Raw genomic sequence first — 20603 nt, 5'->3', positions numbered from 1 at the left:
CTGGGGAGAGGCGTCGGTCGTCAATTCTCTGGGGGGCTGTTTCAGCCATGCTCTGTTCCAAGTGCGGCACGAGTGCCGCGACCACGTCCGAGGGCCTGTGCGCCGGTTGCCTGCACGCCGAGGCCAACACCGCTGCCCCGCCGCTCCCGCCGGCCATGCCCATAGCCGGGCCGACGGCGGTACTGCGGTCGCCGGTGGGGCTCGGCCGTGCGCTGGTGGTGCTGTTCGCGCTCCTCGTGGTGACCGACGCGGCGGCGATGGGGGCGGTCTTCTACCTCCGCAACGTGATGAGCCGGTTCCTCGACACCCCGTTCTCGGAGACCATCGCGGACGACGCCGACCGGGCCGACTGGCTGATGCTGTGGACCTCGGTGGCGCAGTCGGTCGCCGTGCTGGCGGTGATCGTGCTCTTCATCATCTGGTTCTACCGTGTGCGCTCCAACGCAGGTGTCTTCGCCTATGGCCTCCAGCGGCGGGGCCAGGGCTGGGCGGTGGGCGCCTGGTTCATTCCGGTCGCCAATCTGTGGATCCCTCGCGGAATCGCGGTCGACGTGTGGAGGGCGAGCCGTACGGATCCCTTCGCCACGGACGACCACCAACGGCACACCCTGCTGAACCTCTGGTGGGCGGGCTTCGTCACCACTTGGCTCGTCGGGCGCTACGCGGGCCGGGTCTACGACCGGGCGGAGAGCCCCAAGGAGATCATCGATGCGGCCGACGTCCTTATGGTCAGCGAAGTCATCGACATCGTGGCCGCGGTGCTCGCGATCCTCTTCGTGCGCAGGCTGACGCACATGCAGCACACCAAGGCACTGGCTGGAGCGCAGGCGCCGACGGTCGCGGTGTGAGTCCGCCCGGGGGTGTGCGGGCTCACACCGCGGTCACGTCAGGACGGCCAACGGCGCACTGCGCGGGGCCGGTTCCTGTGAGGGGAAGGTAACAGAGGTGTGGCGCAAGTGTGTGCGAACCCTCGGTGTCGAGGGTAACGTTCCGGCCACACTGTGACGAAATCACGCCACCGGACGCAGTAGGGACAGGTACAAGGGCAAGTACTGCGTCCGTGACGGAAGGCGTCCGTATGACCTCCAACAGCCTGACGGCCCTCATCGCACAGGCGGATGAGCGTGGACTGGCCGCGAGTGGGCTCGCGTGTCTGGACCGCTGTCTGCCACTGCTCGCCGCGGAGGACGACACACTGCGCCCGCTCTGGGCGGGACTTGCCGCCGGCGAGGAGAACTGGGCCGGCGAACTCGCCGTCGTGCGGCAGGCCATGGAGGAAGCGGCCCTCGCCGACGAGGACGCCGCCCTGGTCCGCCACATGCTCGGCGCGGCACCCTCCGACTGGACCGCCGGGCCCCTGCGCGAGTGGGCGGACGCCTGCTCCGTCGCCGCCCTCGAGGTGCACCGCCGCCTCGACGTGGGCGCCTGCGGCCCCAACGCCGTGGAACGCTGCCGCGAGGGCGACGCGGAGGGCGCCGGGCCGCTGATGGCCGGGGAGTTGCGGCGGCAGGTGCAGATACTGGAGAACCTCGCGGAGTCGCCCGGCGGCAACGGGCTGCGCCACGCGCTCGAGGTGTCGGTGGAGGGCCGCCGCGTCCTGCGCGCCGCGGTCTCCCGCCGGGCACGCGTCACCGGCTGAGGCCGACCGGTACGCCGCCCCCATGACGGGGCCGGTCGAAGGCCGCCGGGCGGTGGCCCTGGGGTGGCAGCCGGTGTGGTGGGCCTTCACCGGGCGGAGCCGCCCGGCGTCGAAGAGATCGACACCGGGCGGGTGCGTCACGCGATGGCGGCCGGCTTGAGGGACGCGACGAACGCCGTCCGGGCCGGGGTCGGACATGAAGGACGACCGGGGCTGCCACCCCTGGCCGGATTAGCGACTGGAAGGGTCTCTGAGCAGGGATTCTGTGCCCTGGGGAGAGGACCTTCCATCTCTCCGGCTGCGGCCTGGTACCAGGGTTTTCTACCTGTTGTGGACCGCTGTCGGTCACGCGGTTGGTCACGTAACCAACCGCGGGCCGACGTTCTACGGCTTGCGGTGCCTGCCGGTTCCGGGGGCGAGAGGAAGCCGCGCGGGGCCGGGAGCGGGCGTCGGCGGGGTGGTGGCCTCGGGGTACAGGATGCGCTTGGCCTCCGCGAGGTCGGCGGCCAACGCGTACGGCTCCCAGGCGTGTCCGTTCCACCGCTCTATGGCGCGCGGCGCGTCAGGGTTCAGGTGCGACCCTCGGGGGTCCTTGACCGAGGTGATCGGGACGGCCCGGAGGCGGCCGATCTTTGCGTCCCGGCGCTCGGCCCACTCTGACAGCGGCTCGTCGTCCATCGTGCTTCCTATGGCTGGGGGACCTCCTGGGAGAGTAGCGGCTTACGCGAGACGGTGCTCCCAACGCAGTTCGGGTTGATCGTCAATCCAGTACGTGTGGGACCTGTCCGTGATCCGGAGCTGTACGGCGGTGATGTCGGGACTCCCCGCGTCATGCCACGCGGTGAGGGCCCGCTCGATGTCGTCCCACAGGGCCACGGGGCCGCCCTGGCGGACGGTCCAGTCGTCGTTGTCGGCCCTGAACTCGGCGAAGGACTCGCGCTCAGGATCGAACACATACAGGTGCCGGACGCCGTCGTTCGTGGCGGCGCGAACGAACTGTGCGCCCGGGGCGGCGAGCTGCGCGAGGAAGGCGGGCATCCACTCCTCCAGCAAGACGGGTGGCACCTCGACCTCCCGCTCGCTGTCGGCGTAGGCGGTGCGGGCCGACAGATCCCCGGACACCGGCACAACGGCCTGGGACCGTGCCTGCATGAACGAAGAGCGGTCGATGATCCGGCCTTGGGCCGTGCCGTCGTCGCCCACGGTGACCTTCGCCAGGCCGGTGCCGTAGGACCATGCCCCGCCGACGGTGGCCAGGATGGTCCCGCCGGGCATGGTCTGCCTGATCCAGGCATGGGGAATGCGGCGGACGGCGCAGGTGGCGATCACCCGGTCATACGGAGCACGGCGCGGATGTCCGGGCAGCCCGTCCCCGGTCGCGGTCCATGTCGAGAATCCTGCCGCTTCCAGGGCGGCATCCGCACGGGCCGCCACGTCCGGGTCCACCTCGATCGTCGTGACGTTGTCTTCGCCAAGGCGGTGGCACATCAGCGCGGAGGAGTAGCCGGTACCTGTGCCGATCTCCAGCACATGGTGCCCCTCCTCCACGTCCAGGCGCTCGATCATGTCGACGACGGTGACCGGGGTGGTGGACGAAGAGGTGGGCGAGCCCACGACGAGATCAGTGGTCTGGTCGGCGGTCAGGTGCCCGTCGAGCTGCGTGGTCAGGGATTGGTCGCTGTAGGCGATCCGCACCCACTCTGCGGGATCGGCTCCTGCTGCGGTGACCGGCCGCCATCGGCCGCCATCCGCAAGCAGGAAGACGCCGGGGTTGAGGAACAGTTCGCGGGGCACGGCCTCCACGGCTGCTCTCCACTGGGCAGTCGTAAGGACGCCGGCCTTCACCAGCCGGTCGGCGAGGGCACGCCGCTCAGGCGCGGTACAAGTCATGGGCAGCCTCCTCGTGTCAGCAGGTCCGCGAATGCGGCGGACATTTTCAGCCCGGTGTTCTCCTCCAGCCACCCCCACTGGCCGTTCGGATTCAGCTCCAGCCACCAGTAATCGCCTGCTCCATCCAGAGCGAAGTCAAAGCTGCCGGACACCAGCCCGAAGTGATCCAGGCAGGTAAGTAGCGCCTTGCCTACGTGGCCGGGCAGGTCTACCACGGTGTAGGAGAGGGCGGAGTAGTCTTTGCGCCAGTCCAGCAGGCCCGAGTCGATCCGTACGGCGAACACCTGCCGGCCGACCACCAGCACCCGCACGTCGGCGACTTTGTCCACGAGGGCCTGGAACAGGTGCGGCGTGACGCGCACGGTGTTGTCGATCTCGGCGGCCGTGACCGGCTCAGCCCACCCGGTCACCGGAACTCCGTCTCGCCTGTACGGGGTCCACCGCAGCGTCTTGTAGATCACCTGATCGTGGGCGGTGATGAACTCTCGGGCCTCGACCGGATCGTTGGTCACGAGCGTCGGTGGGACGGTAAGGCCGAGGCGCTGGGCAAGGGCGAGCTGAGCGGGCTTGTAGTCCGCGGCAGCATTGCGAAGCGGGTGGTTGGCCCACAGAGGACCGTCGAGGGCGTAGAGAATGCCTCCCCTCTCTGTCAGCCTTGGGTGAGACGTTCCGCTTCGGCGGGTTAGCCTGAGAGGGCTTTCGCCCGCCAGCTTGAGCTGCTGGAGACCATTCCCGGAGTCGGCCGCACCACGGCCGAGGTGCTCATCGCCGAGACCGGCGCTGACATGTCCCGCTTCCGCACCGCCGGACACCTGGCCTCCTGGGCCGGGGTCTGCCCCGGCCACCACGAGTCCGCCGGCAAGCACAAGTCCGGCCGCAGACGCCACGGCAACCGCTGGCTGGGCGCCGCCCTGGGCACCGCCGCCATGGCCGCCTCCCGCACCCGCGACACCACCTACCTCGGCGCCCGCTACATGCGTCTCATGCCCCGCCTCGGCAAGAAGAAAGCCCTGGTAGCACTCGAGCACTCGACACTGACCGCGGTCTGGCACATGCTCACCCAGGACACCGCCTTTCACGACCTCGGTGGCGACTACTACGCCAGGCACGACCCGGAACGCGCCCTGCGACGCATCACCCGCCAAGCCAACGCCCTGGGCATGACCGTCCGCTTTGAACCCATTGAGGCCGCCAGAACTCACCAGCCGGGCTGATGCGCAGACGTTATTTTCGGACCAGAGCTATAGAACTAGGGAAGACGACCGGGGCCGCCACCCCCCACAGGAGAGGCCCCGGTCGTCGTTCGTACGGGGTCGCAGTGGCACCCCGTACTACCCTCAGCGTCGAGAGTGCTGTTTCTGTCACACCCCGCTGAGGTCGCAGAGTTGTTGCAAGTTCTACTAGGCGTGGACGCGGGACCGTGCGACCACGTAGCGTGCGCCTCGCGCAGTATGGCGCGGCAGTGGTGGCCAGCTGCGATCAGAACGACAGGTTGAGGTAGTGCTGGGGGACGACGCGGAGTTGACCGCCGCCGTGCTCGCGGCTCAGGACGGGGACGAGAACGCCTTCCGGACTGTGTACCGCGCCGTGCATCCGCGGTTGATCGGGTATGTGCGCACGCTGGTCGGGGAGCCCGACGCCGAGGACGTCACCTCGGAGGCGTGGCTCCAGATCACACGCGATCTCGACCGCTTCAGCGGGGACGCCGACCGGTTCCGCGGCTGGGCCGCGCGGATCGCCCGAAACCGTGCGCTGGACCACATCAGGATGCGCGGCCGCAGGCCGGCCGTCGGCGGTGACGAGACGGAGCTGACCGGCAGGCCCGCGGACTCCGACACCGTCGACGAGGCCATGGAGTCCATCTCCACCAGCAGCACCATGGCGCTCATCGCGCAGCTGCCGCAGGACCAGGCGGAGGCCGTCGTGCTGCGGGTCGTGGTGGGCCTCGACGCGAAGAGCGCGGCACAGACCCTCGGCAAGCGGCCCGGCGCCGTGCGCACCGCGGCACACCGCGGCCTGAAGCGGCTCGCGGAACTGCTGGGCGCGGAGGGCGTGACCGCCCTCGAAAGTGGCGGGGTGACCGCCCTCGAAGACGGCGGCGGGGGCGACCTCGAAGCCATGGGCCGGGTCAGGGAGGGACCCGCGGAGACGGCGCCGGAACTCGGCGGCCTGCCCTCCCAGCGTGACGCGCGTCCCGGTGCGGCGGCACCCGCCGGTGTGACGCATTCACGTCCGCGGGCGCAGAAGGACATGTGATGGCCGACGAGCGGTACGAGTGGCTTGACAGGGACGCGGCGGAGCGATTGCTGCGTGGTGCGCCTGTCGAGGCCGTGGGCGATCGTGCCCGCACCGACGCCGCTCGGCTCGCCGCCGCCCTGGAGACCGCGGCGGACCCCGGCTACCGCCACGACGACGGCGAGCTGCCCGGCGAGGCGGCCGCGATGGCCGCGTACCGCAAGGCGAGGGCCGACGCGGCGGCGTCCGGCGTCGCGGCCGGTCCCGAGCCCGAAACCGCGACCGGCGGCGTCGCCACCGGCGCCTCGCTCGGGACCGTACGGGTCACCAAAGCCGCCCGCCCGGGGCCCCTGGACCGGCTGCGCCGGGGTCCGGGCCTCGGGCGACCGCTCCGGTTCGGTATCGCGACCGCGCTCGCGGGCTGTGCCATCGGCGGCGTGGCCGTCGCGGCCGGCAGCGGCGTCCTCCCCACCTTCGGCGAGGACCGCCCGACGCCCGCCTCCTCCGTGTCGGCCGCGGCGACGCCCGGCCCGGCCACGTCACCGCCGCAGGGCGGAGCCGGGACCGTCCGGCCTTCAGGTTCTCCGGGCGAGACGGGCACACCGTTGGTCGTACCGCCGGTGCCCGGCAGCACGAGCCCGTCCCCCGGTGACGCGGGCGGGACCGCTGCCGGCCTGCCCGCCGACGACGGCGCTGCGACGGCGGGCTCCGACGGGTCCCCCGCGAGGCGCGAGCTGTACCGCAAGACCGTCGAGGCATGCCGTGACTACCGCAGTGGCCGGATCGCCCGGGACACCAGGCTCCGGCTGGAGGAAGCGGCAAAGGGCCCCGCGCGCGTGGAGCGGTTCTGCGCCCGGCTCCTGGACGGCGGCTTCGGCGACGGCTCCACCGGCTCCGGTGACTCGGCCGGTGCGGATGGTTCCGAAGGCGCGAGCGGCGGTCCGGGCAGGAACGGCGAAGGCGACGGCCCCGCCTCCGGAGGCAAGAACTCCGGCGGCTCGGGCGGCTCCGGCGGCGACCGCGACGCGGACGGTGTCGTTCTTCAGCAGGCACCTGACGGCTCGACCGTCTCCTGGCCCCTCGTCGACGAGCCGACGGCCGCGGCACCGTCGCCGACCACCGCTCCCGTGCCGTCCTCGGACCTCTCCACGCAGCGTTCCTGACCTGGGGTTTTTCGCGATCGGGCGCAAGGTGTGACGTTTTTTCGAACTGCGGCGCAGTAAATAGTGAGCCGACTGGTCATCGGCGGCGCAACGAGCCGGGGTTCCCCCCGTACCTACGGCTCAGCGCATATGGCGCGGGCGGGACACGTTCCCCCGGTCCCGCCCGCGCCCTTCTTCTCTCTTCGTCTCTTGCGCGGTGTTTCCCGGCTCGTGGCCCTCGGCTCCCGCGCCCGTCACCAGTAGACGACGACCTTGTCGCCGGTTCGGACCTGGTCGAACAGCGCCGCGATCGCGCCCTTGTCCCTGACGTTGACGCAGCCGTGCGAGGCCCCGTTGTAGCCGCGGGCGGCGAAGTCCGACGAGTAGTGCACGGCCTGGCCGCCACTGAAGAACATGGCGTACGGCATGGGCGTGTCGTAGATCGTCGAGACGTGGTCACGGGACTTCCAGCCCACGTTGAACACGCCTTCGCGGGTCGGGGTGTACTGCGACCCGAAGCGGACGTCCATCGTCGACAGCACCTTGCCGTCGATCATCCACGACAGGGTGCGCGTGGTCTTGCTGATGCACATGACCCGCCCCTTCGTACAGCGCGGGTCGAGCTTCGCCTTCGGCTTGTTGACGTCCTTGCCGTCCAGCTCGGCGCGGGTCGGCTTCGTCGTCATACCGAGCAGCCGCTGCCAGGTGACGGTGTCCGTGCTGCCCGTCACGGGGAGGCCGCGCTTGCCCTGGAAGCCCTTGACGGAGGCGGTGGTGACCGGTCCGTACGTGCCGGTCGGCTTGTCGTCGAACCAGCCGATCTGGGCCAGCCGGGCCTGCAGTTCGCGCACTTGCTCGCCCTTGGCGCCGGGCGCCATCAGCACCTTCGGCGCGGGCGTCTGCGTGGAGGGCGACGGCGAAGGCTTCTCCGACGGCTCCGCAGACTCGGACTCCGACTCGGACTCCGACGCGGCCTCCGACGGGGTCGGGGACGGCGGCGCGGACGGTGTCGTCGGCGCCGAGGACGTCGGCGCCGTGCTCGGCGTACTGCCGGCGGGCGGTCCGTCCGTCGCCGCCTCCGCCTTGCAGCCGGCCGTCACTGCCGCCACGAGCATCGCGGCCACCGCGGCCACCGTTCTCGTCCTGGCGTTTGGCATGTCGCCCCCCATAAGTCTCTGTGTACTGGTGAGACAGCTTCCCGCCCGGCCCGGTTGCGCAATCGCGCGCATCATGGGGGTAACAGTTGGGGGACGGGTGTGACACGGACCGCGTCGCCGGTGCGTGGCTGCCTGTGAGCAAGCTCCCAGCGCGTGGCACTCCATCCGCCGGGCGCCCGCCGATACAGTCCGTCGCAGAACTTGTTACCTGTCAGTAGGTCCAGTGGGAGGCACAGTCACATGGCGCGCGAGTCCGAGTCGGGACTGCCCATCGAGCCGGTCTACGGGCCGGCCGACCTGGAGGGCTGGGACCCGGCCGAGAAACTGGGCGAGCCGGGCCGGTACCCCTTCACCCGCGGCGTGTACCCGTCGATGTACACCGGTCGGCCGTGGACCATGCGTCAGTACGCCGGCTTCGGCACGGCGGTCGAGTCCAACGCCCGCTACAAGCAGCTGATCGAGAACGGCACGATGGGCCTCTCCGTCGCCTTCGACCTGCCGACCCAGATGGGCCACGACTCCGACGCCCCCATCGCCCACGGCGAGGTCGGCAAGGTCGGGGTCGCCATCGACTCGATCGACGACATGCGGGTGCTGCTCGGCGGAATCCCGCTGGACAAGGTCTCCACGTCGATGACGATCAACGCGCCCGCCGCCCTCCTGCTCCTCCTCTACCAACTCGTCGGTGAGGAACAGGGCGTACCCGCGGACAAGCTCACGGGCACCATCCAGAACGACGTGCTCAAGGAGTACATCGCCCGCGGCACCTACATCTTCCCGCCCAAGCCGTCGCTGCGGCTGATCGCGGACATCTTCAAGTACTGCAAGGCCGAGATCCCGAAGTGGAACACGATCTCGATCTCCGGCTACCACATGGCGGAGGCCGGGGCCTCACCCGCGCAGGAGATCGCCTTCACCCTCGCCGACGGCATCGAGTACGTCCGTACCGCCGTCGCCGCCGGGATGGACGTCGACGACTTCGCACCCAGGCTGTCCTTCTTCTTCGTCTCCCGGACGACCATCCTCGAGGAGGTCGCCAAGTTCCGCGCCGCCCGCCGCATCTGGGCGCGGGTGATGAAGGAGGAGTTCGGCGCGAAGAACCCGAAGTCCCTGATGCTGCGCTTCCACACGCAGACCGCGGGCGTGCAGCTCACCGCCCAGCAGCCAGAGGTCAATCTGGTGCGCGTCGCCGTGCAGGGCCTCGCGGCGGTGCTCGGCGGCACGCAGTCGCTGCACACCAACTCCTTCGACGAGGCCATCGCACTGCCGACGGACAAGTCCGCCCGCCTGGCACTGCGCACCCAGCAGGTGTTGGCGTACGAGACGGACGTCACCGCGACCGTCGACCCCTTCGCGGGCTCGTACGTCGTGGAGAAGATGACCGACGACGTCGAAGCGGCCGCCCTCGCGCTGATGGAACGGGTCGAGGACCTCGGCGGCGCCGTCAACGCCATCGAACGAGGCTTCCAGAAGAACGAGATCGAGCGCAGCGCCTACCGCGTCGCCCAGGAGACCGACTCGGGCGAACGCGTCGTCGTCGGTGTCAACCGCTACACGCTCGACACGGAGGAGCCGTACGAGCCGCTGCGCGTCGACCCCGCGATCGAGACGCAGCAGGCAGAACGCCTGGCGAAGCTGCGCGCCGAACGCGACCAGGGCGCGGTGGACACGGCGCTCGCCGCGCTCAAGAAGGCGGCGGAAGGCACGGACAACGTGCTCTACCCGATGAAGGACGCGCTGAAGGCGCGCGCCACCGTCGGCGAGGTGTGCAACGCGCTGCGCGAGGTGTGGGGCACGTACGTCCCGACCGACGCGTTCTGAAACGAACGGGCGGAGTGTCGCACCCGTGTGCGACACTCCGCCCATGCTGGGTGTCACCGATCTGCCGACCTATCTCGCCGGCCTTGTCCTGATCATTCTGCTGCCGGGGCCGAACTCGCTCTACGTGCTGTCCGTGGCCGCGCGCCGGGGTGTGCGCACGGGATACCGGGCCGCCGCCGGTGTGTGGTGCGGCGACACCGTCCTCATGGTGCTCTCCGCCGCGGGCGTGGCCTCGCTGCTCCAGGCCAACGCGCTGCTGTTCGGGATCGTGAAGTACGCGGGCGCCGGCTATCTGACCTGGCTGGCGATCGGCATGCTGCGCGCCGCCTGGTCGATGTGGCGCACGCGTCGGGAGCGGATGGCGGAAGCGGTCGCGGAGGCACCGGCGGAGGAGCGGCCGTTCCGCCGGGCGTTCGTGATCAGCCTGCTCAACCCGAAGGCGATCCTGTTCTTCATCGCCTTCTTCGTGCAGTTCGTCGACCCGTCGTACGCGTACCCGGCCCTGTCGTTCACGGTGCTGGGCTCGCTGGCGCAGCTCGCGAGCGTCCTGTATCTGACGCTGCTGATCTTCACGGGTACGCACCTCGCGGCCGCGTTCCGCCGCCGGAGGCGGCTGTCGGCGGGCGCGACGTCGGCGGCGGGGGCGCTGTTCCTCGGCTTCGCGGTCAAGCTGTCGCTCAGCGGCTCGTAACCTTCCCCACCCCACCCCACCCCTCCCCTTCCCGTAACCGGGCTCCGCCCGGACCCGTTTCGGGGGCTCCGCCCCCGGCCCCGCCTCAGTTGCCGACGGGCCGGGAGCTTGCCGGTCCTCTCGGGGCTCCGCCCCGGCCCCGGCGCCTCAAACGCCGACGGGGCCGGACCTTGTCCCCTTGTCGGGGCTCCGCCCCGAATCCCGCGCTCCGATCGCCGGCGGGGCCTGATGTGCCTGGGCGCTGTCCTGAACCCCGCGCCTCAACCCCCCGGCGGGGCCGGACGTGTCCGGCTCGGGAGTACCTGCCACGGCCGCCAGGCCGTAGGGGGAGTTCGAGGCGCGGGGGCACGGGCGCGGATCCCCCGAAGACACCGCGCGGAGCGCGGTGGGCGGGTCCGGGCGGAGCCCGGTTCGGGAAGGGGCGGGTAGGGGAAAACCGGCGCAGCCCGGTCCTCCGGTCAGCCGCCCGCACCGACCCGCTTGAGCACCCGCTTCAACCGCCGCGCCCGCCCCGCCACCCGCCGCGCAACCCGCCCCCGTGGCACCGGGACCCCGCCCGGCAGCCCCAGCACCGTGAGCCGGCGCCGCTTGAAGTAGCGCGAGGTGCGCTCGTCCAGGCCCGTCCGGAGGAAGCGTTCGGCTGCCGGACGCAGGTCCGGACGCAGTCGCGCCTGCATCGCGAAGCCCACCGCGCCGAGCAGTCCGGCCAGCTCCTCCCCGGCCCCGGGCCGCGGCGTGCCGGACTCGCCCGCCGCCAGGTCCGGCAGCAGCGCGTCGGCGATCGTCAGCGGCACGCGGTTGCTGTTGTGGTACGGCGCGAGCCGTTCCAGCAGCGGCTCCGTGCCGATCCGGGCGACCGGGATGCCGTAGGACACCGACGCGGTGAACAGCGCGGTGGAGAAGCAGCCCACCACCAGCGCCGGGCGCAGCTGCCTGAACAGCACCTCCGCGAGCAGCGGCCGGTCGAGGACGGTCAGTTCGACACCGAGGGACGCGGCCCGGCGCTCCAGGGCCCCGGTCCACGCGGGCGGCGCCGTGGGGTGCGGCTTGAAGACGATGCGGCGGTGACCGAGGGCGGCCGCACCCGCAAGCATGCGGACGTGCAGATCCTCCTCCGCGGGGGAGAGGATGCCGAGCGCCGCCAGGTACTGGCCCAGGAGCAGCGCCGGGCCCTCGGAGACGTCCCCGCAGGCATCCGGCACGGCGTCGGAGAGTTCGCCGACGACCTTGACGAAGGACTCCGTCGGCACCGGCTGCGGCTTCACCCCGAACTCGCCCAACAGCAACGGCTTCAGGCCGGGTACCAGGTCCAGGTGCAGCAGCCTCCGCACCCGTTCGCCGACCAGGGGGTCGATCCTGTTGCGGGTGGGTCCGTAGCTCATCAGCCCGTCCGCGTAGACGTCGAGCGGCGCGTCGGGGAAGAGCTGGGCGATGGCCAGTGCCGGGCTGACCTGGATGGACTCGACGACCAGCTCGATCCGGTCGTCGCCCAGGTCCCACAGCCGGCGCAGATGCCGCTCCCACAGCGGCACGTCGTCGCCGCGCGGGGTCCATCCGGCGGGATGGAAGGGGGAGATCGTCTCGTTCCAGGAGAGCAGCCCGTCGAAGCGGTCGCGCAGCCGCTCGAAGCCGGCCGCCTTGTCGAGGCTCGGGGCGGTCTCGGGGTTCGCCGCGTTGTCGGCGACCAGCAGCAGCCGGCGGTCGGCATCGGCGAACACGCCGCTGTCGATCGCCGCGGCCAGCGTGGCGGTGCCGAAAAGGGAGGAGGCGAAGAAGATCTGCGTCGTGGCCATCAGGCTGCCGCCTCCGCCGTGAGGGGCGCCGGGCGCCTGCGGACCTTGCGCAGCCGCGAGGCGCGTTCGGTGTCCATGGAGTCCAGCACCTCCTTCAACAGGTCCTGAGGCATGCGTTTCAGTGCGGCCGCGCTCATCGCACGCAATTTCCGTGCCACGGCGGGTTCGTATTTTCCGGCGGATCCCAGGTGGTGCGCAATGACGGCGCAGTAGGTGCGGACCGCCTTGGGCAACAGCCGTTCCGATTCCGGGTCCTTTGCCGTTTCCTCGATCACCTGGTCGAATGCCTTGATGAAATCGAGCTGCCGGACGTCGCCGATCTGAGTGAGCGACGACGCGATTCCGCGCCGGTAGAAAATGCCCAAACGGCTGATCACGGCGAAGGAATCAGCCTCGCGGTGCAGCCGCCAGATCCACGGCCGGTCCTCCGCCGTGCGCAGCCCGTGTGTGAAATGCAGTAGCCCGCGGTCCACGAGCCGCCGGTGGTACATCCCGGCCCAGGCGTACGGGTAGTCGACCGAGGTCGAGCGTTCGGCGGGCAGGATCGAGTCACGGGGCCGCAGCACCTCGCCGCGCCGGCCGACCGGCGCCCGGTGGATGGAGCGGGCCCGGCCGGTGCACTGCACATGGTCGGTGCGGACGAAGTCGCACCCGAGGTCCTCCATGGCGGCCAGCAGGTGCGCGAAGTGCCCGGGCGCCAACCAGTCGTCGCCGTCGAGGAAGGTGAGGTACTCGCCGCTCGCGGCGTCCAGACCGGTGTTGCGGGCGGTGGCCAGACCGCCGTTCCGTTCGTGCCTGATCACGACCGCGCCCGGGAGTTCGCGCTCCGCACGCTGCAGGATCTCCGGCGTCCCGTCGGTCGAACAGTCGTCGACGAGTACGAACTCGAAGTCGGCCCGGGCATTCGCCCTGAGGCTTCGCAGTGTGTCGGGGGCGTATGTCTGCACGTTGTAGAACGGCACGATGACGGAGAGCTTGACCACCCGCGTGACGTTAGGCGGGTCCCCGTCATTCTCATCGACGCACACGAAGATGCCAGATGAACGCCGGGCGACGAGGCTGTTAACCGACCCGTTTCCCGAGCCGATTCGCCATCCGTAGACCGTCTGTTAACCCTTTGTTGCAGTCGAGTTGGGCCGTGAAGCGAAATGCCTTTCTAACGTCCTCGACGTGCCAACACGTACCAGCGAGGCCGTACGGGTCGCCGTACTCGCCGACTCCGACACCCGGTGGAAATGGGGTGCGCTCACCGCGCGCCGCATCGCACCGAGCACTTCCGTGGAGCTGAGCGGTTTTCTGCTGCGCGGCCGGGCCACACCAACGGCCCGTCAGCTCGCGGAAGTCGGCGTGCGCGCCGACGACTTGCGGGAGGTGACGGGCGGCGAGTTCCTGCGGGCCGTGAAGGAGGGGACGTACGACGTCGTCGTACTCGCCCTCGTCGGCGGCGGCGTCCAGGCGATGCTGCACGGGCTGGCCGCACTCGGCATCGAGCGCCGGCCCGTGGTCGTCACCGGCTATGTCGGCGTCGTCTACGAGAAGCTGTCCGACGGACTCCTGCTGCGCCACGGCGCCGACGTCGTCCTCGCCAACTCCCGTCACGACGCCGAGCGTTTCCGCGCCGTGTACGAGGGCGTGGGCGCCGACGCCTCCTGTGTCACCGAGGCAGCACTGCCCTTCCTGGGCGGCGCCCCGTACCAGGTGGTGGACGGCCGTCACACCGTCGTCTTCGCCGTACAGCCGTCCGTGCCCGAGTCCCGCGCCGACCGTACGTACCTGCTGCGCAGGCTCGTCGAGCACGCCCGACTGCACCCGGAACGCGAAGTGCTGCTGAAGCTCCGTTCCAAGCCGGGCGAGCACACCACCCACCTCGAAGAACTCCCGTACCAGAAGCTCGCGGAGAAGCTGCCCGGCGGTCTGCCGTCCAACTTCCGCCTGGTGTACGGGCACATGGGTGAGGTGCTGGACCGCACCGACCTGCTCGTCACCGTGTCGTCCACGGCCGCGCTCGAAGCTCTGCACCGCCGCATCCCCACCGCCGTACTCACCGACCTCGGTGTGCGCGAGGCGCTCGGCAACCACCACTTTCTCGGCTCCGGCCTGCTCGTCTCCTGGGACCGGCTCGACGGCGGCCACCGCCCCGTCCCCGACACCGACTGGCTCTCGCGCCAGGGCGTCGCGGCCGACGGCTCGTACGACAACGCCTTCGACGAGGCCCGCAAGCGGGTCGCCGAACTGCTGCTGGTCCCAGGGCTGCCCGCGCTCGCGCCGTACTACACACCGGCCACCGCGCCCGGCTATCTGCCGGCCCTGCTCACCCGCCACCATCTCGCCCCGGACGGCACGCCGCTGGCCGGTGCCGCGCCGCGGGCCGAGGCCACCGGCGTACGGCGATTGGTGCGCGACGCCGTGCGCGAGGTGGCGCGCGGCGCGTACCGCCACGGCGTACAGCGCGTCGCGCCCGTGATCCGCCGGATGGGCGAGCTGTGACCCCCGGCATGCACGTTTCCGAGAAGCCCCGCCGGCAAAGCCGGCAGAGCCGAGAGCATCTGGAGCCACCGATGACCGTCCTCGCCGTGATCCCCGCCCGGGGCGGATCCAAGGGCGTCCCGGCCAAGAACCTGGCCGCGGTCGGCGGCGTACCGCTCGTCGCGCGGGCCGTCCGCGCCTGCCTCGACGCCCCGCTGGTCACCCATGTCGCGGTCTCCACCGACGACCCGCGGATCGCGGACGTCGCACGCGGCGCCGGCGCCGAGGTCGTCCTGCGGCCCGAGGCCATCGCCGGGGACACCGCCACCAGCGAGTCGGCGGTCCTGCACGCGATGGACACGCACGAGGCCGAGCACGGCGCACCCGTCGACGTCGTCCTGCTCGTCCAGTGCACCAGCCCCTTCATCTCCCGGGAGGACGTGGAGGGCGTCGCCCGCGCCGTCGTCCTGGACGGCGCCGACAGCGCCGTGACCGTCGCGCCCTTCCACGGCTTCGTATGGCGCGAGGCCGACGAGACGGCGGGCGCCCCGGAAGGGCGTGCGGAGCGGGCCGCCGGCGGGGCCGCCGTCCTCGCCGGCACCGGCACGGAAACGGCCACCGGCACGGAAACGGCCACCGGCACGGAAACGGTCACCGGCACCGGTTACGGGGTCAACCACGACGCGTCGTTCCGGCCCCGCCGCCAGGACCGGCCGCAGGACTTCCTGGAGACCGGCGCCGCGTACGCCATGTCGGCGCCCGGGTTCCGCGAGGCCGGCCACCGGTTCTTCGGCCGTACCGCACTCGTACGCACCGACCCGGCGCGCGTCCTCGAGGTCGACGACCCGCACGACCTGGCCCGCGCCCGCGCGCTCGCTCCCCTGCTCGACACCACCGTGCTGCCCGGCCGCGCCGACGTCGACGCCGTGGTCCTCGACTTCGACGGGACGCAGACCGACGACCGGGTCCTCATCGACGCCGACGGGCGCGAGATCGTCTCCGTCCACCGCGGCGACGGCCTGGGCATCGCCCACCTGCGCAGGGCCGGTCTGGAACTGCTGATCCTGTCCACCGAGCAGAACCCGGTCGTCGCCGCCCGCGCCCGCAAGCTCAAGATCCCCGTCCTGCACGGCATCGACCGCAAGGACCTCGCCCTCGAGCAGTGGTGCGAGGAACGGGGCCTCGCCCCCGAACGCGTGCTCTACGTCGGCAACGACGTCAACGACCTTCCGTGCTTCCACCTCGTCGGCTGGCCCGTGGCCGTCGCGAGTGCGCACGACTCCGTACGCGCCGCCGCCCGTGCCGTCACTGCCACACCCGGCGGCGAGGGGGCGATCCGCGAGATCGCCGCCTGGCTCCTCGGCCCGACGCTCAACACCCCGTAAGCCCACCCCATGTCCCCCAGGAAGTAAGGAACCACCCCCATGAGCACGTCCCGTCTGCGCTCCCTCGGCACCAAGACCGCCGGTCCCGGCCGCCCCGTCTACATCACCGGTGAGATCGGCATCAACCACAACGGTGACCTGGACAACGCCTTCGCCCTGATCGACGCCGCCGCCGAAGCGGGCTGCGACGCCGTCAAGTTCCAGAAGCGCACCCCCGAGATCTGCACCCCGCGCGACCAGTGGGACATCGAGCGCGACACGCCCTGGGGCCGGATGACGTACATCGACTACCGTCACCGCGTCGAGTTCGGCGAGGACGAGTACCGCAAGATCGACGAGCACTGCCGGAAGCGCGGCATCGACTGGTTCGCCTCCCCGTGGGACACCGAGGCCGTCGCCTTCCTGGAGAAGTTCGACGTCCCCGCCCACAAGGTGGCCTCCGCGTCGCTCACCGACGACGAGCTGCTGCGCGCCCTGCGCGCCACCGGCAAGACGGTCGTCCTCTCCACCGGCATGTCGACCCCGAAGCAGATCCGCCACGCCGTCGAGGTCCTCGGCAGCGACAACATCCTGCTCTGCCACGCCACGTCGACCTACCCGGCCAAGGCCGAGGAGCTCAACCTGCGGGTCATCAAGACCCTGATGAGCGAGTACCCGAACGTCCCGATCGGCTACTCCGGCCACGAGACCGGGCTGCAGACCACCCTCGCCGCCGTCGCGCTGGGCGCCGCGTTCGTCGAGCGCCACATCACCCTCGACCGGGCGATGTGGGGCTCCGACCAGGCCGCGTCCGTCGAGCCGCAGGGCCTCACCCGCCTGGTGCGCGACATCCGCACCATCGAGGAGGCGCTCGGCGACGGCGTCAAGAAGGTCTACGACTCCGAGCTCGCCCCCATGAAGAAGCTGCGCCGCGTCGCGGGCGTCGTGGCCGAGGCGGGCGACCGTGAGCCGGTCGCGGTCTGACGACCCGGGCCGCCGGGTCGTCGGACCGCGGCGGCGCGTGGCGGCTGCCCGGTCGTGTGCCGGGGCCGCGGCGGGCATCGGCACGCGACCGGGGGCGCGCCCTCCGGGGCCGCCGACGATGCCCGCGCGGGCGTTCGATTCGCGATCGAACGGTCCCGCGAGCCGGAACCACAGCGGGAGCCGGCCGCGAGCCGGAGCCGCAGGGGAAGCCGGCGGCGAGCCGGAGCCGGAACCGAAGCGGAGCCCGGCGCTCACCGAAGCCGCAGTGGGGTCCGGCCTCGCGCCGGAACCGAAGTGGGAGCCGGCCGCGAGCCGGAGCCGCAGTGGGGCCCGGCGCTCACCGAAGCCGGCCGCAGCGGGGCCCGGCCGCACGCCGAAGCCGGAGCCGCAGCGGGGTCCGGCCTCGCGCCGGAAACCGAAGCCGGCCGCTCGCCGGCTCGGCAGCCATCCACGCCCTTCGGGGCGGTCAGCCACGGACCCGGCCGCAGGCCGGCCCGGCATCACGAGGTGACAACCAGTGAATCTCGCGTTCGTCGAGAGTCCGGTCCAACTCCTGAACGTCCTGGAATGGGCCCATGCCGCGCCGGCCGCGCCCGGGCCCGACGGCCTCATCGTGGTCGTGCTGTCACCCACCGACCCCATGTCGCGCGGCCAGCTGCGCCGGATGGCGGAGCTGGCACGCGGCGCCGGGTGCACCGTCCGCTGGCAGGAGGCGCGTGGCGGCGCGGGCGCCCCGCTGCGCACCGTGCGCGAGCTGGGCCCGGTACTGCGCGAAGCAGAGCGCATCGTCATCGGGGACCCGTTCTCCCGATACGTACAGCTCCTGCTGACCCTGGTCGGCAGGAAGGACGTGACCGTCGTCGACGACGGCACCGCGACCATGGAGTTCGTCGCCCAGGTCGCCCGCGGCGAGCAGCTGGTGCGCTGGCACCGGCGGGGTGGCCGCCGGGGGCCGCGTGAGCTGATGCTCGCGCCGGTGACGTTGCTGGCACGGCGGCGGCTGAGCCCGTCGGAGGAGCGGTCCGTCGAGGTCTTCACCTCGATGCCGGTCGAGCCGCAGCCGGGGATCACCGTCACACCCAACAGCTTCGCCTGGACCCGGGCGCGGTTCGGGCCGCCGAAGATCACCCGCGGTGCGGACCTGGTCGGCACCTCCCTGGTGGAGACCGGCGTCGTGGATCCCGGACGGTACCTGGAGGCGGTGGCCTCCCTCGCCCGTACCCACGGCGCGACCCGCTACTTCGCGCACCGCAGGGAGAGCTCGGACAAACTCCACCGGCTGGCCGTGGAGACCGGCCTCGAAGTGGTCCGCCCCGAGCTGCCGCTCGAGCTGATCGCCCGGCGCGGCCCGATCGGAGCAACGGTCCTGAGCTTTCCCTCCACCGTCGTCCACACCCTGCCGCTGGCCCTGGCGGACACGGGGATCAAAGTAGCGGTCTGCGACATCGCACCCGAATGGCTCAGGGAGAACGCCTCACCGCGCGCCCAGGGCTTTCTGGCGGGCGTCACGGTCACGGCCCGCGATGTGCAGCGGCTGCCGGCGCCGGCTTGAAGAGCCGGGAAGCGGCGGCAGTGAGCGGATGGACACCCTCTGAAGGGGGAAGATCGACTCAAGAGTGAGCCGGGTGAGTTTACCCACCGCGAAAGGCGGCCAATCGCCGTGTGCCCAAAAAACTGTCCCCTGAGAGGCTGATGTTTTGTTGATCGCACGGTAGTTGAGGCGCGAAGGGGCATACCCTTCACTGGGTGAACCAGTTGATGTCCCGCGAGTCAGAAGATGTCGAACGGCCCGGCGCAGTCGCACTGCCCGGCACGCTGCCGGAGTCGCTGCGTGCCGAACTGATCGCGTTCCGGCGCGACTTGCACATGCACCCCGAGCTCGGCAACCAGGAGTTCCGCACCACCACCGTGATCAAGGCGCGCCTCGAGCAGGCCGGGCTCCAGCCCCGCGTCCTCGCCGCCGGCACCGGCCTGATCTGCGACATCGGTACGCCGGCTCCCGGCGCAGTACGGCCCTTCTTCGCCATTCGCGCCGACATCGACGCGCTGCCCATCCCCGACACCAAGACCGGCGTCCCCTACCGCTCCACCGTGCCCGACCGGGCCCACGCCTGCGGTCACGACGTGCACACCACCGTCGCGCTCGGCGCGGGGCTCGTACTCGCCGAGCTCGACCGGCAGGGGCTCCTGCCGCAGCCCGTCCGGCTGATCTTCCAGCCCGCGGAGGAGGTGCTGCCGGGCGGCGCGGCCGATGCGATCGAGTCCGGCGTGCTCGAAGGCGTCAACAAGATCATCGCGGTGCACTGCGACCCCAGGGTCGACGCGGGCCTGATCGGGCTGCGGCCCGGACCGATCACCTCCGCCTGCGACCGCCTCGAAGTCACGCTGGACGGCCCCGGCGGCCACACCGCCCGCCCCCATCTGACCACCGACCTGGTCACCGCGGCGGCGAAGATCGTCACCGAGGTCCCCGCGCTCCTCTCCCGCCGCGTCGACGCGCGCTCCGGCCTCGCGGTGACCTGGGGCCGTATCGAAGCCGGCCACACGTGCAACGTCATCCCGCAGCACGCGGAACTCTCCGGCACCGTCCGCTGCCTCGACCTTTCGGGGTGGCGCGAGGCGCCCGACCTGGTGCACGCGGCGATCGACGAGATCGCGACGCTGCACCGGGCCAAGTCCGAGATCAACTACATCCGCGGCGTCCCGCCGGTCGTCAACGACCCTGCCGTGACCGACCTGCTGCGTGACGCGCAGACGGCGCGGCGCGGGTCGTATGCGATCGAGGACACCGAGCAGAGTCTCGGCGGCGAGGACTTCTCCTGGTACCTGGAGCACGTACCGGGCGCGATGGCACGCCTGGGCGTGCGCGTTCCTGGCGACACGGTCCGCAGGGACCTGCACCGCGGCGACTTCGACGTCGACGAGTCGGCGATCGCGGCGGGCGTCGAACTCTTCACCGCCGCGGCCCTCCTGGACGCGCGCCTACCGCTCTGACCGGCCCCGCTCGTGCCCTTGCGGTGCGCGGCCGGACCGGGTCCGGCTCGGGTGGTGACCGCGGGGTTGGTCCGGTGGGCGGGTGCGTGGCGCCGGTGCGGGGCGTGGTCTTGTGGGGCGGGTCCGGTGGGCGGGTCCGTCGTCCCTGGGGCGGTGACTGCGCGGGGTGAGTGCGGTAGGTGGGTGCGTGGCGCCCCTGTGGGGCGTGGCTGCGGTCGGGCTGTGCCGGTGGGTGCGGCTTGTGTGCCTGTGCGGGGTGGGGCTGTGCCGGTGGGTGGGTGCGTGGCGCCCCTGGTGGGCGTGGCTGCGGGGCTGTGCCGGTGGGTGGGTGCGCTGCGCCTGTGCGGGGCGTGGCTGTGTTGGTGGTGGGTGGCGGGGGGCGGGGCCTCCGGAGGGGGGTGTCCGGAATGGCTTTCCTCACCGCGCT

General features: G+C 71.4%; 17 protein-coding genes and 1 pseudogene. 12 read left to right on the top strand and 6 right to left on the bottom strand.

Going from position 1 to position 20603, the window contains the following annotated elements:
- Positions 1-47 precede the first annotated feature (47 nt).
- Both AB0903_RS31410 and AB0903_RS31405 read left to right on the top strand, forming a co-directional pair.
- A complete protein-coding gene (locus tag AB0903_RS31410) occupies positions 48-848 on the top strand; it encodes a DUF4328 domain-containing protein (protein WP_366708138.1) in 801 nt (266 codons plus the stop codon).
- Between the two features lie 230 nt (positions 849-1078).
- Positions 1079-1639, top strand: coding sequence for a hypothetical protein (locus AB0903_RS31405; RefSeq protein WP_366708137.1), 561 nt, complete (start codon positions 1079-1081; stop codon positions 1637-1639).
- Between the two features lie 384 nt (positions 1640-2023).
- Here the strand turns inward: AB0903_RS31405 and AB0903_RS31400 are convergent, their stop codons facing one another.
- The 3 genes and pseudogenes from AB0903_RS31400 to AB0903_RS31390 all read right to left on the bottom strand — a co-directional run.
- Positions 2024-2317: a DUF6087 family protein gene (locus AB0903_RS31400; protein WP_366708136.1), complete on the bottom strand. Its 294-nt coding sequence runs from the start codon at positions 2315-2317 to the stop codon at positions 2024-2026.
- A gap of 42 nt (positions 2318-2359) precedes the next feature.
- The gene (gene tgmC / locus AB0903_RS31395) at positions 2360-3529 is read right to left on the bottom strand and encodes an ATP-grasp peptide maturase system methyltransferase (RefSeq protein WP_366708135.1); all 1170 of its coding nucleotides are present in this window, start codon (positions 3527-3529) and stop codon (positions 2360-2362) included.
- Positions 3526-4170, bottom strand: a pseudogene (locus tag AB0903_RS31390) (ATP-grasp ribosomal peptide maturase); the annotation flags it as partial. The pseudogene AB0903_RS31390 and the gene tgmC, both read right to left, overlap by 4 nt.
- A gap of 75 nt (positions 4171-4245) precedes the next feature.
- On the opposite strand from AB0903_RS31390, the gene AB0903_RS31385 reads away from it, so the two are divergent.
- The 3 genes from AB0903_RS31385 to AB0903_RS31375 all read left to right on the top strand — a co-directional run bounded on the left by AB0903_RS31385 (position 4246) and on the right by AB0903_RS31375 (position 6927).
- Positions 4246-4743 carry a transposase gene (locus AB0903_RS31385; protein WP_366708151.1) on the top strand — a complete coding sequence of 166 codons (498 nt, stop codon included), beginning with the start codon at positions 4246-4248 and terminating at the stop codon, positions 4741-4743.
- 286 nt (positions 4744-5029) lie between these two features.
- A complete protein-coding gene (locus AB0903_RS31380; protein WP_366708134.1) occupies positions 5030-5785 on the top strand; it encodes an RNA polymerase sigma factor in 756 nt (251 codons plus the stop codon).
- Entirely contained in the window at positions 5785-6927 is a 1143-nt protein-coding gene (locus AB0903_RS31375; RefSeq protein ID WP_366708133.1) for a hypothetical protein, read from the top strand. The genes AB0903_RS31380 and AB0903_RS31375 overlap by 1 nt, the downstream gene beginning before the upstream one ends.
- 233 nt (positions 6928-7160) lie before the next feature.
- Here the strand turns inward: AB0903_RS31375 and AB0903_RS31370 are convergent, their stop codons facing one another.
- A complete protein-coding gene (locus AB0903_RS31370; protein ID WP_366708132.1) occupies positions 7161-8063 on the bottom strand; it encodes a L,D-transpeptidase family protein in 903 nt (300 codons plus the stop codon).
- A gap of 240 nt (positions 8064-8303) precedes the next feature.
- On the opposite strand from AB0903_RS31370, the gene AB0903_RS31365 reads away from it, so the two are divergent.
- Both AB0903_RS31365 and leuE read left to right on the top strand, forming a co-directional pair.
- Entirely contained in the window at positions 8304-9884 is a 1581-nt protein-coding gene (locus AB0903_RS31365; protein ID WP_366708131.1) for a methylmalonyl-CoA mutase family protein, read from the top strand.
- Positions 9885-9927: 43 nt separating this feature from the next.
- The gene (gene leuE / locus AB0903_RS31360) at positions 9928-10575 is read left to right on the top strand and encodes a leucine efflux protein LeuE (RefSeq protein WP_366708130.1); all 648 of its coding nucleotides are present in this window, start codon (positions 9928-9930) and stop codon (positions 10573-10575) included.
- Between the two features lie 458 nt (positions 10576-11033).
- On the opposite strand, the gene AB0903_RS31355 is transcribed toward leuE, so the two are convergent.
- Positions 11034-12368: a polysialyltransferase family glycosyltransferase gene (locus tag AB0903_RS31355; RefSeq protein ID WP_366708129.1), complete on the bottom strand. Its 1335-nt coding sequence runs from the start codon at positions 12366-12368 to the stop codon at positions 11034-11036.
- Positions 12368-13351: a glycosyltransferase family 2 protein gene (locus tag AB0903_RS31350; RefSeq protein WP_366708128.1), complete on the bottom strand. Its 984-nt coding sequence runs from the start codon at positions 13349-13351 to the stop codon at positions 12368-12370. Before AB0903_RS31350 ends, AB0903_RS31355 begins: the two co-directional genes overlap by 1 nt.
- Before the next feature lie 187 nt (positions 13352-13538).
- Between AB0903_RS31350 and AB0903_RS31345 the strand changes: the two genes are divergently transcribed.
- From AB0903_RS31345 to AB0903_RS31325, 5 genes are all read left to right on the top strand, one after another.
- On the top strand, positions 13539-14855 hold the full coding sequence (locus tag AB0903_RS31345; RefSeq protein WP_366708127.1) for a DUF6716 putative glycosyltransferase: 1317 nt from the start codon (positions 13539-13541) through the stop codon (positions 14853-14855).
- Between the two features lie 71 nt (positions 14856-14926).
- Positions 14927-16219 (top strand): acylneuraminate cytidylyltransferase, encoded by a 1293-nt coding sequence (locus AB0903_RS31340; protein WP_366708126.1) that lies wholly within the window; start codon positions 14927-14929, stop codon positions 16217-16219.
- A gap of 39 nt (positions 16220-16258) precedes the next feature.
- Positions 16259-17182: an N-acetylneuraminate synthase family protein gene (locus tag AB0903_RS31335; protein ID WP_366708125.1), complete on the top strand. Its 924-nt coding sequence runs from the start codon at positions 16259-16261 to the stop codon at positions 17180-17182.
- Positions 17183-17699: 517 nt separating this feature from the next.
- Entirely contained in the window at positions 17700-18734 is a 1035-nt protein-coding gene (locus AB0903_RS31330) for a hypothetical protein (RefSeq protein ID WP_366708124.1), read from the top strand.
- A 206-nt stretch (positions 18735-18940) separates the two neighbouring features.
- Positions 18941-20176: a M20 family metallopeptidase gene (locus AB0903_RS31325; RefSeq protein ID WP_366708150.1), complete on the top strand. Its 1236-nt coding sequence runs from the start codon at positions 18941-18943 to the stop codon at positions 20174-20176.
- Positions 20177-20603 lie beyond the last annotated feature (427 nt).

Source organism: Streptomyces sp. NPDC048389, from assembly GCF_040706335.1.
Taxonomy (GTDB): domain Bacteria; phylum Actinomycetota; class Actinomycetes; order Streptomycetales; family Streptomycetaceae; genus Streptomyces.
This window is presented reverse-complemented; position numbering and strand designations above follow the sequence as displayed.